This is a genomic window from Streptomyces ochraceiscleroticus (assembly GCF_000720485.1).
In the GTDB taxonomy this organism is placed as follows: domain Bacteria; phylum Actinomycetota; class Actinomycetes; order Streptomycetales; family Streptomycetaceae; genus Streptomyces; species Streptomyces ochraceiscleroticus.
The window spans coordinates 1-12,501 of record NZ_JOAX01000030.1; the positions used below are offsets into that span (position 1 = coordinate 1).

The 12,501-nt window shown below is 72.8% G+C and carries 9 protein-coding genes; 4 read left to right on the forward strand and 5 right to left on the reverse strand.

Features of this window, described 5'->3' with window-relative positions:
• Positions 1 to 3,395, reverse strand: a 3,395-nt coding sequence (locus IG84_RS0130635) for a DNA polymerase III subunit alpha (protein ID WP_031064205.1), incomplete at its 3' end; no start/stop codon positions are given.
• 234 nt (positions 3,396 to 3,629) lie between these two features.
• Between IG84_RS0130635 and IG84_RS0130640 the strand changes: the two genes are divergently transcribed.
• Positions 3,630 to 4,682: an ABC transporter permease gene (locus IG84_RS0130640; protein ID WP_031064207.1), complete on the forward strand. Its 1,053-nt coding sequence runs from the start codon at positions 3,630 to 3,632 to the stop codon at positions 4,680 to 4,682.
• An 85-nt stretch (positions 4,683 to 4,767) separates the two neighbouring features.
• On the opposite strand, the gene IG84_RS0130645 is transcribed toward IG84_RS0130640, so the two are convergent.
• The gene (locus IG84_RS0130645; protein WP_031064209.1) at positions 4,768 to 5,538 is read right to left on the reverse strand and encodes an SDR family NAD(P)-dependent oxidoreductase; all 771 of its coding nucleotides are present in this window, start codon (positions 5,536 to 5,538) and stop codon (positions 4,768 to 4,770) included.
• A 133-nt stretch (positions 5,539 to 5,671) separates the two neighbouring features.
• Here IG84_RS0130645 and IG84_RS0130650 point away from each other — a divergent pair, with 133 nt between their 5' ends.
• Entirely contained in the window at positions 5,672 to 6,310 is a 639-nt protein-coding gene (locus IG84_RS0130650; RefSeq protein WP_031064211.1) for a TetR family transcriptional regulator, read from the forward strand.
• A 22-nt stretch (positions 6,311 to 6,332) separates the two neighbouring features.
• Here IG84_RS0130650 and IG84_RS0130655 read toward each other — a convergent pair whose 3' ends face one another.
• Positions 6,333 to 7,979 carry an amidohydrolase gene (locus IG84_RS0130655; RefSeq protein ID WP_031064213.1) on the reverse strand — a complete coding sequence of 549 codons (1,647 nt, stop codon included), beginning with the start codon at positions 7,977 to 7,979 and terminating at the stop codon, positions 6,333 to 6,335.
• Positions 7,980 to 8,154: 175 nt separating this feature from the next.
• Between IG84_RS0130655 and IG84_RS0130660 the strand changes: the two genes are divergently transcribed.
• Both IG84_RS0130660 and IG84_RS0130665 read left to right on the forward strand, forming a co-directional pair.
• Entirely contained in the window at positions 8,155 to 8,748 is a 594-nt protein-coding gene (locus IG84_RS0130660) for a TetR/AcrR family transcriptional regulator (protein ID WP_031064215.1), read from the forward strand.
• 132 nt (positions 8,749 to 8,880) lie between these two features.
• Entirely contained in the window at positions 8,881 to 9,645 is a 765-nt protein-coding gene (locus tag IG84_RS0130665; RefSeq protein ID WP_031064219.1) for a metallophosphoesterase family protein, read from the forward strand.
• Positions 9,646 to 9,705: 60 nt separating this feature from the next.
• Here the strand turns inward: IG84_RS0130665 and IG84_RS0130670 are convergent, their stop codons facing one another.
• On the reverse strand, positions 9,706 to 10,773 hold the full coding sequence (locus IG84_RS0130670; protein WP_031064222.1) for a S1 family peptidase: 1,068 nt from the start codon (positions 10,771 to 10,773) through the stop codon (positions 9,706 to 9,708).
• A 475-nt stretch (positions 10,774 to 11,248) separates the two neighbouring features.
• On the reverse strand, positions 11,249 to 12,307 hold the full coding sequence (locus IG84_RS0130675) for a slipin family protein (protein ID WP_245659663.1): 1,059 nt from the start codon (positions 12,305 to 12,307) through the stop codon (positions 11,249 to 11,251).
• Positions 12,308 to 12,501 lie beyond the last annotated feature (194 nt).

The following is a 12,501-nucleotide window of genomic DNA, read 5'->3' on the forward strand; positions in this document are numbered from 1 at the left end:
GGTGGGGGGAGGGGAGGGTGGGAGGCCAGGTGGGAGGTGACCGCGGGAAGGCCGCCCCTCCGTCGTAGCTCCGCCAGTTCCGCCAGGTTCCAGACCGCGGTGCCGACCACGCTGAGGCTGCGGGGGCCGCGGCGTTGGACCGTGCCGCGTACCAGGAGCAGCCAGGAATGGAAGACGGTGTGGGCGCAGGTCTCGTGGCTGTCGTCGAAGAAGGCGCAGTCGACCAGGCCCGTGCTGTCGTCGAGGGTGGTGAAGATGACCCGGCGGCCGGAGCGGATCGGCGGCGTCTGGGTGGCCGCCTTGGCGCCGGCGACCAGGACCGTGTCACCGTGCCGGGCCTCGCGCAGCCGCTTGGCCGGGAGTACGCCCAGTTCGTTCAGGAACTGGGCGTGGTCCCCCATCAGGTGCCGGGAGGCGTCCATGCCCAGTACGCCCAGCTCGGCGCTGAGCCGTTCGGCGTCGCTCAGGTCCGGCAGGCCGGCCGGTGCCGATGCCGCGGTGGTCAGCGGGAGTTGGGTGTCGGCCGGGGCGCCGCGCTGCTGGCGGTGGAGTTCGGCGATGTGCAGCAGCAGGTCGCGGCGGTTGGCGCCGAAGGCGTCCAACGCGCCGACCCTGGCGAGGCGTTCGAGTACGGGGCGGCCCGGGTGGGCCCGGCGCCACAGGTCCTGGAGCGAGGAGTAGGGGCGGCCGGCGGCGATCCGTTCGGCCTCGGCCTCGCTGATGCCGTGTACTTCGGAGAGCGCGAGCCGCAGCCCCCACGTTCCGGACGTCTGATCTCCAGAAGCTCGAGCCCCAGAGGGGCCGCACCCCGCCCCACCAGCACTACGCCCCGTATTCTCCCCACTCCTACCAGACACCAGTTCGATTCGATAAGCGACATCGGACCGGTTCACGTCCAGGGGGAGGATCGGGACGCCGCGGCGGCGGGCGTCGGCGAGGAGGAGGCGTTTGGGGTACATGCCGGGGTCGTGGGTGAGCAGGCCGGCGTAGAAGGCGGCCGGGTGGTGGGCCTTGAGCCAGGCGGACTGGTAGGTCGGTACGGCGAAGGCCACCGCGTGCGCCTTGCAGAAGCCGTACGAACCGAACGATTCGATGATCTCCCAGGTGCGGGCGATGTCTTCGGCGGAGTAGCCGTGCCGCGCGGCCCGTTCCGCGAACCAGACGCGGATACGGCCCTGCGACTCGGGGTCGGACAGGCCGCGCCGCACCCGGTCCGCCTCGTCCAGGCCGCAGCCGGTCATCCGGTCCACGATGTGCATGACCTGTTCGTGGAAGACCACGACGCCGTATGTCTCGCGCAGGGATTCCGCCAGGTCGGGGTGGGGGTAGTGGACGGGTCTGCGGCCGTGCCGGGATTCGATGAAGGGCCGCACCATGTCGGCCGCGACGGGCCCGGGGCGGAAGAGTGAGATGTCCACGACCAGGTCGTGGAAGGTGGCGGGCTGGAGCCGGCCGATCAGGTCGCGCTGGCCCGGCGACTCGATCTGGAAGCAGCCGAGGGTCTCGGTGGAGCGGATCAGGCCGTACGTCGCGGGGTCGCCCGGCGGTACCTGTGCCGGGTCGTCGAGGTCCGGCGCGGACCGCCCGGTGGCGCGGCCGATCTCGGCGGTGGCGTGCGCCATCGCGGACTGCATCCGTACGCCGAGCACGTCGAGTTTGAGCAGGCCGAGGTCCTCCACGTCGTCCTTGTCGAACTGCGACATGGGGAAGCCCTCGCCGCCGGTGGGCACCACGGGGGTGCGTGCGGTGAGCGTGGCGTCGGAGAGCAGTACGCCGCAGGGGTGCATGGCGGTGCCGCGGGGCAGCGCGTCCAGGCCCTCCACCAGGTCCCAGAACGGCGGGGGCGGCGGGTTGTCGCGCAGGGCGCTCAGTTCGGGCAGTTCTTCCAGTGCCGCGCGGGCGTCGCGGGCGCGGATGTGCGGGAAGGACTTGGCGATCCGGTCCACCTCGTCGGGGTCCATGCCGAGTGCGGCGCCGACGTCGCGCACGGCGTGCCGTACGCGGTAGGTCTCGGGCATGGCGACGGCGGCGACGCGTTCGGCGCCGAAGCGGTCGAAGATCGCGTGGTAGACCTCCAGGCGGCGAGCGGACTCCACGTCGATGTCGATGTCCGGGAGGACGGCGCGGCGCTTGGAGAGGAAGCGTTCCATCAGCAGGCCGTGCTCGACGGGGTCGGCGTGTGCGATGCCGAGCAGGTGGTTGACGAGGGAGCCGGCGCCGGAGCCGCGCGCGGTGACGCGGATGCCGAGGCGCCGGGTGTCCTCGACGACCTGGGCGACGGTGAGGAAGTACGACGCGAAGCCGTGGTGGTCGATGATGTCCAGCTCGCGGTGGAGGCGTTCCCAGTACGTGCGGGCGGCCGGGCCGCGGTCGTAGCCGCGGCGGACCATTCCGGCGGCGCTGCGGGAGCGGAGTACGCGGGAGGCCGTGCGGTGTTCCGCGCCGACGAGCCGGGGTTCGGGGAAGTGGACGGTGCCGAGGCCGATGTCGTCCTGGGGGTCGACGAGGCACTCCTCCGCCGTCTCCTCGGTCATGGTGAGGAGCCGGTGGGCGGTGTCGCGGCGGTGGCCTGCGGCCTCGGCGATGCGTTCAGCGGTGCGGGCCATGGTGTCGGCGTCCTTGAGCCAGCGTTCGCCGCTGTCGCGGGCTTCGGGGCGGTGGGGGTCGATGGGGACGAGGCGGCGGGCGGAGTCCAGGACGTCGGCGACCGGGCCCTGGCCGGGGTCGGCGTAGCGGACGGCGTTACTGAGGACGGCGCGGATGCCCTGGTCGACGGCGAAGCCGAGGGTGCGGGCGGCGAGCCGGAGGGAGCCGGGTCCGGTGCCGGTGCGGCCGTGGTGGACGGCTTCGAGGCGCAGCGCGTCGCCGTACAGCTCTCGCCAGGGGGCGAGGAGGCGGGCGGCGCGGTCGGGGCGGCCGGCGGCGAGTGCGCGGCCGACTTCGGAGTCGGGGCCGAGGAGGACGGTGATGCCGTCCGTCGCGGTGGCCAGGTCCTCCCAGGGGAGGAGGGGGCGTTCGCGGTCGGTGGCGTGGGCGGCGGAGACCAGCCGGCACAGGGTGGCCCAGCCGCGGGCGCCGTCGCGGGCGAGGAAGACGGTGCGGGGGGCCGATTCGTCGATGAAGGCGCCGCCGCGTACGGGGGTGCGGCGGCGGGTCGTGGGGGTGGGGTCCGGCTGTCGTTCGGCGATCGCCAGCTCGGTGCCGAACAGTGGGCGGATGCCGGCTTCGGCGGCGGCCTTGGCGAAGCGTACGGCGCCGGAGAGGGAGTCGCGGTCGGTGAGGGCGAGGGCGTCCATGCCGCGTTCGGCCGCCCGCTCGGCGAGGTGTTCCGGGTGGGAGGCGCCGTACCGCACGGAGAATCCCGATGCGGTGTGCAGGTGCGTGAACCGGGACATTCGCACCTCCTACCGCGTGAGCACCCCCTGACTGACCTTGCATCCCCCGTCTCACTCACACCATAACGCTTTCTTCGAACGTCCGTGCGAACACGTTCGTACGACGCGCCGGGGCATGCCCGTCCGGCTGCATATCTTCCATCTGAAAACGCAAGATATGGGGGCAAATCGCAACGGCGAATCGCAACGGATGAGCCAGTACGGACAAGCCGGTACGGACACGAGGAGCGGCACATGGCCACAGGGGACGGCGGCACCCGCACCACCTTCGCCGGAGAGCTGAAGGACGCGGTGTCGGCGCGGGCCGCGCTGCTGATCATCGGGGTGCTGGCCCTGACGGTCGCGTTCATCGCCTCGTACGCGGGCGCCTTCCACTCCCCCAAGCCCCGGGACGTGGCGTTCGCGGTCGTCGCGCCCCCGCAGGAGCTCGGGCGGCTCGTCGCGAAGCTGGACGGGATGCGGGGCTCACCGCTCGACGCGCGCCCTGCCGGATCGCGGGCCGGGGCCGTACAGCAGCTCAAGGACCGGGAGATCGACGGCGCGCTGGTGGTCGATCCGCGCGGCAAGCAGGACGAGCTGCTGGTCGCCGGCGGCAGCGGCAGCGCGCTCTCCGACGCGCTGCAGAAGGTCCTCGCCAAGGCGGAGCAGGCGCAGCAGCGGACCATCAGGACGACCGACGTGGTCCCGGCGGACCCGCAGGACGCCCGCGGACTGTCGTCGTTCTACCTGGTCGTGGGGTGGTGCGTGGGCGGTTACCTGTGTGCCGCGATCCTCGCGATCAGTTACGGGGCCCGCCCCACCAACGGCAGGCGGGCCGTCATCCGGCTCGGGACGCTGCTGGTGTACTCGGTACTGGCCGGGCTGGCCGGTGCGCTCGTCATCGGCCCGGCGCTCGGCGCGCTGCCGGGCAGCGTCGTGGCGCTGTGGGGGCTGGGCGCGCTCATCGTGTTCGCGGTGGGCGCGACCACCTTCGCCTTCCAGGGCATCGCCGGGATCGTCGGCATCGGGCTGACCATCCTCGTGGTCGTGATCGGCGGCAATCCCAGTGCGGGCGGCGCCTATCCGTATCCGCTGCTGCCGCCCTTCTGGCACGCCATCGGGCCCGCGCTGCCACCGGGCGCGGGCACCTGGGCGGCCCGTTCGATCGCGTACTTCGACGGGCGGGCGGTGACGGGGCCGCTGCTGGTGCTCGCCGCGTGGGCGGTGATCGCGGCGGTACTGACGCTGGTCTTCGCGGCCCTCTCCGTGGGGCGGGGCGCGACCGAGCGGAGCGAGCCGCGGCAGTAGGAGCACACCCCGGCCCGTACCCGCCCGAGTACGCCCCACGCGCACACCCCGTACGACGCGCCTCCATACACGTGCCCCGCACGGCTCACATGTGCGTGCCGCCGTCGATCCGGATCTCCGTGCCCGTGACGAAGGCGCCGTCCTCGGAGGCCAGCATCGCGATGACGCCCGCGACCGTCTCCGGGCCGGCGAAGCCCTCGCCGATGGCGGGCGCGAGCTTCATGAACAGGCTCATGTCGGCGTCCTCGGGCAGCCCCGGGCCGCGGCCCGTCGTCATGCCGCTGGCGATCGAGCCCGGTGCGACGCACACCGCACGCAGTCCCTGCTTGCTGTACTCACTCGCGATCGCGTGGGTCATCGACTGGATGCCGCCCTTGCTCGCCGCGTACGCCGCCATGTACGGGTGCGCGAACGAGGCCGAGGTCGAGCTGAAGTTGACGATCACCGGCTTCTCACCCGCCAGCAGGGCGGGCAGCGCCTCGCGGATCATCAGGAACGTGCCGGTCAGGTTGGTCGAGACGACCTGGTTCCAGAAGTCCAGGGTGGTCTTGTGGGTGTGCTCGGACCGCAGGATGCCGGCCGCGTTGACCAGCACGTCCAGGCCGCCGAGCGCCTCCACGGCGGTGGCGACGCCCGCGCGGACCGCGGCCTCGTCGGATATGTCCAGGACCGCGGTGGCGAGCCGGCCGGCCGTGCCGTCGGCGGCGGCGCGTTCGGCGGTGGCCTTCAGGCCCTCCTCGCTGACGTCCGCCGCCACGACCCGGCCGCCCTCGGCGAGGACCCGGTGCACGGTGGCCCGGCCGATGCCGGATCCGCCGCCGGTGATCAGTACGCGGCGGCCCTCATAGCGGTTCATGGCGTTCTCCGTTCTCGTGGGTGCGCGGCTCTCCATCGAGCACGCGCGACTCCGTCACGGTACGCCTCAATGGCACACTGTGCCACCTATACATCTCCTGCCACCTCGGCGCACCGCGGCGTAGACTCCGGTCATGCCCACCGCACCTCCCTCCCGTCCGTCCTCCCTCACCGAGCGGCGCAAGGCCGCGACCGAGCTGGAGATCGCCCGTACCGCGGCGGCGCTGTTCGCCGAGCGCGGGGCCGCGGTCACCGCTGAGGACATCGCCCGCGCGGCGGGAGTCGCGCCGCGCACCTTCTACCGCTACTTCCGCACCAAGGAGGACGCGGTCGCGCCGCTGCTGACGGGCGGCGTACGGGACTGGGCCGGGGGGCTGGCCGAGCTGGCCGCGCGGGAGCCGGAGCTGCCGCTGGGCGAGGTACTGGAGCGGGCGGCCCGCGAGGCGCTGACGCCCGCCGACGCGCGGGCCGAGGAGGCGCTGGAGTGGACCCGGGGTCTGCTGCACGCGATGCAGGACAATCCGGCGCTGCGCGCGGTCTGGCACCGTGCGCACCACGAGTCCGAGCTGGCACTGATCGACGTACTGGCCCGGACGACGACGGCCGGGCCGCTGGAGGTACGGCTGACCGCGGCCGCGGCGGACGGCGCGCTGCGGGCGGCGGTCGAGGTCTGGGCGGCGGGCGAGAGCACGGAAACGCCGGCGGAGCTGGCGGCACGCGCACTGCGGACGCTGGCTGCGGGACTGCCGTGGCTGACGGAGCGGCGGGCGTAGCGCGGCCGTCCGCGGCGGTCGGCTACGCCGTGTGCACCACCTCTCCCCCGACCACTACGGTCTCCGCCACCGTCCCCGGTATGTCCTCCGGAGCGGCGCGGAGGATGTCGCGGGAGAGGATGACGAAGTCGGCGAGTTTGCCGACGGTGAGTGAACCGCGTTCGTTCTCGAGGAAGTTGGCGTACGCGGAGCCCATCGTGTAGCCGTGCACGGCGGTTTCGACGTCGATGGTCTCCTGGGGGCCCCACGGCTCGCCGCCGCCCAGCGGCTGCCGGGTGACGGCGGTGTGGATGCCGATCATCGGGTCCATCTCGGCGACGTTCCAGTCGCTGGAGAAGGCGAGCACGGCCCCGGCCTCCTTCAGGCTGCGCAGCGGCCACGCCTTGTGCCAGCGGTCGGCGCCGACGTTCTCCGCCCAGTCCTGGCCCGGCCCGGCGATCTCGGGGGCCGCGTGCCGGGGCTGCATGCAGGCGACCACGCCCAGTTCGGCGAAGCGCGGGGTGTCGGCGGGGTCGAGGCATTCGACGTGCACGATCTGGTGGCGGGCGTCGCGCGGCCCGTTGAACTCCCGGGCCCGCTCGACCGCGTCCAGGACCGTACGGATGCCACGGTCACCCGTCGCGTGCACGAAGCACTGGAAGCCGAGCGAGTCCAGCTCGGTCAGCAGCTCGGCGAACTCCTCGGGCGGGTAGAAGGTCTCGCCGCGGTGGTGGCGGCAGCCCGCGTACGGCGCGAGCAGCGCGGCGGTGCGCGGCTCGACCACGTCGTCGATGTAGAGCTTGAGCGGGCCGACGCTCAGCCGGTCGTCGTCGTACTTCTCGGCGGCCGCGGCGAATTCGGTGAGGTCCGTGCCCGTCGTACCCCTTGGGTGGAAGAGCGCGGCGACGATACGGGACCGCAGCCGGCCCTCCTCCCTGGCGCGCTCGAACAACACCAGGTCATCCAGCGAATTCTGCGGCTCGACGACCGTCGTGATGCCAAAGCGGATCGCGTCGTCCAGGCTGCCGGCCAGCCGCCGGTACTGGCGCTCGGGCGACGCCCACGGCACGCCGAGCTCGCGCAGCGCGCGGTGGCCGTCCCGGGAGAGCCCGCGGACCGCGAAGTCCTTGAGGAATCCGGTGGGTTCGCCGGTCTCCGGGTCGGTCTCGGCACGTCCGTACGGCAGGTCGGTGCGGTCCTTGGTGATGCCGAGGCGACGCAGGGCCGCGGTGTTGAGCCAGGCGGTGTGCACGTCGTAGCTCAGGACGAAGGCGGGGGTGTCACCCGTGACCGGGTCGAGGTCGGCGGCGCGCGGCATCCGGCCGCCGGGCAGGGCCGAGTAGTCCAGCGCCTCGGCCTCGATCCACTCGGCGTCCGGGTGGGCGTCGCGCCAGCTACGGATGCGGTCGTGCACCTCGTCGAGGGTGCGGGCCCCGGCGAGCTGGACGCAGGCGTCGTCGGAGCCGAGCCGTACGTGGTTGTGCGCGTCGATGAAGCCGGGAAGCGCCAACTTGCCCTGGGCATCGAGCACTTCGGTACGTCCGGAGATCCACTCACCGGCCTCGGTGTCCGGGCCGAGCCAGACGATCCGGCCGTCGCGCACCGCCAGCGCCTCGGCCTCGGGGAGCGCGGGGTCCACGGTGTGGATGCGGGCGTTGCGGAGGACGAGGTCGGCGGGCGGACGAGGCATACTGCGGCTCCTGTGGACTTTGAACGGTGTTCTAATTCCTTGAACAGCATTCAAAATGCGCCCGGCACCCCGCGCAGGTCAAGACCTTGTGGCGAATCCCCGGGATAAGGTCGGGACGACAGGGGCGCGGACGATCACCAACCCCGACGTTTGCGGAGGAAAGGCAGGCCGGGCGGTGGCACGACGGCGGGACGGGCAGGTCGCGGCCGACCGGATCCTGGAAGAGGCGATGGAGGCCATCGCCGAGGGCGGCCTCGCGGCGCTCACCATGTCGGCGCTGGCCCGGCGGCTCGGCACGAGCGGCGGCCACATCCTGTACTACTTCGGCAGCAAGGACCGGCTGCTGCTGGAGGCGCTGCGGTTCAGCGAGGCGAAGCTCGCCGAGGAGCGCCGGGCACTGCTCGCCCGCCGGCTCGGCGCCGTGCGGATGCTGGACGCCTTCGTCGGCCTCTACCTGCCGCGCGGGCCGCGCGACCCGCGCTGGATGCTGTGGATCGAGCTGTGGGCCCGTACGGTCGCCAACGAACCGCTGCGCGAGACGCAGGAGGAGCTCGACCGGGGCTGGCGCGACGATCTGGCCGCGCTGCTGGCGAAGGGCGTCGCGCAGGGCCGCTTCGCCGCCGGGGACTGCACGGGCCGCGCCTCCGAACTGCTCGCGCTGCTGGACGGGCTCAGTACGCGGGTGGTGCTGGGCCAGCACGGCGCGGACCGGGCCACGGCCCTGGCCACGGCGAAGTCGGCCGCGGCCCGCCTGGTGGAGCGCCTCTGAGCCGTCCGGGGCCCCGCGCCGCCCGCGGCCCGGAAGCCGGCGCCGCGCCCCGCCGCCGCGCCCCCGCACCCCGCCTCTCAGCTCACAGCCGAACCGCCTCCCGCGGGCCCCGTCCCCTGCCACCCTCTCCCCATGACCGACACCGCCGCGGTAGCCGTTCTGTCCGACATCCACGGAGTCGCGCCCGCGCTGGAAGCCGTACTGGCCGAGCCCGACGTGCGCGCGGCGCGCACCGTCGTCCTCACCGGCGACCTGCTGTCAGGGCCGCTCCCCCGCGAGACCCTCGCGCTGCTGCACGGCCTCGGCGACCGCGCCGTGTGGCTGGCCGGCAACGGCGAACGCGAGCTGATCGCCTGCCACCGCGACCACCGCGCCCCGGCCCCCGACGCGATCACCCCCTGGGCGGCCGGGCAGCTCTCCCCCGCCGACATCGCACACCTCGGCGCGCTCCCGGCGACCGTGACCCTGGACGTGCCGGGCCTCGGCCCGGTGCTCTTCTGCCACGCCACCCCGCGCGACGACGCGGAGGTGGTACTCGCCGACTCCCGGCCCGAGCGCTTCGCCGAGGTGCTGGCCGGGGTGGCGGACGGCGTACGGACGGTGGTCTGCGGCCACACCCATATGCCGTTCGTCCGGATCGCGCACGGGCGGCTGGTGGTCAACCCGGGAAGCGTCGGAATGCCGTACGGGCGGCCGGGCGCGCACTGGGCGCTGCTCGGCCCCGGCGGTGGCGCGGTCGCGCTGCGCAGGACGGACTACGACCGGGACGCGGCGTGCGCACGCATCGCGCGGGAGTCCGGCTTTCCGGGCGCCGCCCGGTGGGCGGAGATGTACGTCCGGCACGTCCACACCGCCGAGGAAGCGCTGGCCGCCTTCGGGCCGCTGGACGGACGGTGACGGCAGGAGGCCCGGCCCCCGTAGTACGGGAGCCGGGCCTCCAGGGCCGGAGTGCGCGCGTCAGCCGATCTGCGCCCCGTAAGCCTGCAGGGCCTCGGTGACCGGCTGGAAGAAGGTCTCGCCGCCCGCGGAGCAGTCGCCGCTGCCGCCCGAGGTCAGGCCGATGGCCTTGTCGCCGTCGAACAGCGCGCCGCCGCTGTCGCCCGGCTCGGCGCAGACGTCGGTCTGGATCAGACCGTCGACCGTGCCTTCCTGGTAGTTGACGCTGGCGTTCAGGGCCTTGACGGTGCCGTCGTGGACCTGGGTGGTGGAGCCGCTGCGCTGGACGTTCTCGCCGACGGTGGCCTCGGCCGCACCGGTGATCTCCTGGCTGCTGCCGTTGTAGAGGTCGACGGCGCTGGGGTGGTCGGTGTCGGCGGTGTACTTCACCAGCGCGTAGTCGTTGCCGGGGAAGCTGGAGTCCTCGGTGGCGCCGATCTCGCCGCCGCCCTGGGAGTCCGACCAGCTCTTGACCGCGTTGCCGCAGTGGCCGGCGGTGAGGAAGTACGGCTGGCCGTCCTTGACGACGTTGAAGCCGAGCGAGCAGCGGGAGCCGCTCCCCCAGATCGCGTCGCCGCCGGCGATGAAGGGCTTGAACTCCCCCTTGCTGCGGTTGAGCTGCACCTTGCTGCCGAGGCTGTCGACGACCTTGGTGAGCTTCGCGAGCTGGGCGCCCTTGACCGTGCGGTCGGCGGTGACGACGACCTTGTTGCTCTTGGGGTCGATGCCCCAGGAGGTGCCGGGGATGGTGGCCTTGGACTTCAGGGTCTGCCGGGCGCCGTTGAGCTGGGCGAGGGTGTGCTGGACGATTCTGGGCTCGGCGCCCTTGGCCCGTACGGTGTCGGCCGCGGCCTCGTCCACGACGTTGACGACCAGCTTCTTGGCCTTGGTGTCGTAGTACGAACCGGCCGTGCCGTCGGTGAGCTGCGCGGCGAGCTTGCCGGCCGCGGTGGGCGTCAGCGAGAGCAGCTTCGAGGTGGGTGCGGGGCTGGCGTTGGCGCTGAGCGCGAAGCCTGCGCTGGCGGCGAGGGCGAGGGCGCCCGCTCCGGCCAGGGCGGCGCGTCGCTTGGGTATGCGGCGGTGCTTCAACTCAAGACCTCCCGTGGGGGGAAGGGCCCGCCGACGTGGGGGAAGAGCGGGCCCTGAGGGGTGAGGATCGAGACACGGGCGTACACGGACCGCCCACAGCGGACGGTCACCGCGTCCGTCGTACGGCCGGGTGCCGTACGGGTACGCGGGTCACATGTGTCCACCGCCGGGAGCCGCGTCCGGACCGACAGTCGCGTCCATGCCAATGCGCGCCGCCGAGTATTCCCACCGCACAGGGGCGCGCACAAGACCGGGTTCCGGTCTTGCGTACGACGATTCACCGATCGTCCACGGGTCCTGCACACCGATATCCGCGCATGTCCCTCCCCTTTCCGGTGTTCTGCGCACACGAAGGGCAGCCGGTGGTCAGCGCTCGGTAAGGACTACACCAGTCCGGAAATCGACGGTCCGCTTCCGCTCGGCCGCTCCCCTGCCCCCTGCCCCCTGTCCCCCTTGCTCCGCCCCTTCTCGCGCGTCACTTCGCGGTGTCGTCCCGGGGCGCGTCGTCCCGCGGTGCCCCCTCGACCCCGGGCACCTCCACCCCCGGGATCTCGACGCCGGGGACCTCCACTCCCGGCAGTTCGAGGCCGGGCAGCTCCTCCGCCGCGTCCAGCGGGATCTCCTCGCGGCTCACGGCCTCCCGGCTCACGTCCTCCCGGGTCATGCTCTCCCTGCGCGGCTCTTCCGGGCGCGCGTCCTCGGGCGCCCGGCCGCCGCTCCCGCCGCCGTTCCCGTCCCGCGCCCGCTCGTACGCCTCCGTCTGCGCCTGGGCCTGGAGGCCGGAGCGCTCCAGGAAGCGGAGCAGTTCGACGGGGAAGGGCAGGACGAGCGTGGAGTTCTTCTCCGCCGCCACCGCGACGACGGTCTGCAGCAGCCGCAGTTGGAGCGCGGCGGGCTGGTCGGACATCTGCTGGGCCGCCTCGGCCAGCTTCTTGGACGCCTGCAGCTCGGCGTCGGCGTTGATCACCCGGGCGCGCCGGTCGCGGGCCGCCTCCGCCTGCCGGGCCATCGAGCGCTTCATGGTCTCCGGCAGCGAGACGTCCTTGATCTCCACCCGGTCGATCTGCACGCCCCAGCCCAGCGCGGGGCTGTCGATCATGACTTCCAGGCCCTGGTTGAGCTTCTCCCGGTTGGAGAGCAGATCGTCCAGGTCGCTCTTGCCGATGATCGAGCGCAGTGAGGTCTGGGCGACCTGGGAGACGGCGAAGCGGTAGTCCTCGACGCGGATGATCGCGTCGGCGGCGTCCACGACCTTGAAGTAGACCACCGCGTCCACCCGGACCGTGACGTTGTCGCGGGTGATGCCCTCCTGGGCCGGCACCGGCATCGTGACGATCTGCATGTTGACCTTACGCATCCGGTCGACGCCCGGGATGATCATGGTGAATCCCGGTTCGCGTACGGATGAGGCCAGTCGCCCGAGCCGCAGCACCACACCGCGTTCGTACTGCTTGACCACGCGGGCCGCCGCCATGGCGTACACCGCGCCCGCCGCGGCGAGCGCCACGCCGGTCGTGACCAGTTCCTCGACCATCACGGCCCCCTAGACAGAGCTGCCAGCCGTCCGAGTCGCACGTAGTTACACGGTATGCCCGGTTGCCGGGGCGGTCGAGTCCCGGGCGGGCGCCGCACGTCAGCCGCACGCCAAAGGGCCCCCGCTCGCCGCGGCGAGCGGGGGCCTACTGCTGCTGGCTGCAGTCCAGGGGCGCAGTATTCCTCAGTACGTGC

Coding starts and splice junctions, on each gene's coding strand:
- IG84_RS0130640 (WP_031064207.1), top strand. CDS start 3,630: ATGGCCACAGGGGACGGCGGCACCCGCACCACCTTCGCCGGAGAGCTG.
- IG84_RS0130645 (WP_031064209.1), bottom strand. CDS start 5,538: ATGAACCGCTATGAGGGCCGCCGCGTACTGATCACCGGCGGCGGATCC.
- IG84_RS0130650 (WP_031064211.1), top strand. CDS start 5,672: ATGCCCACCGCACCTCCCTCCCGTCCGTCCTCCCTCACCGAGCGGCGC.
- IG84_RS0130655 (WP_031064213.1), bottom strand. CDS start 7,979: ATGCCTCGTCCGCCCGCCGACCTCGTCCTCCGCAACGCCCGCATCCAC.
- IG84_RS0130665 (WP_031064219.1), top strand. CDS start 8,881: ATGACCGACACCGCCGCGGTAGCCGTTCTGTCCGACATCCACGGAGTC.
- IG84_RS0130675 (WP_245659663.1), bottom strand. CDS start 12,307: ATGGTCGAGGAACTGGTCACGACCGGCGTGGCGCTCGCCGCGGCGGGC.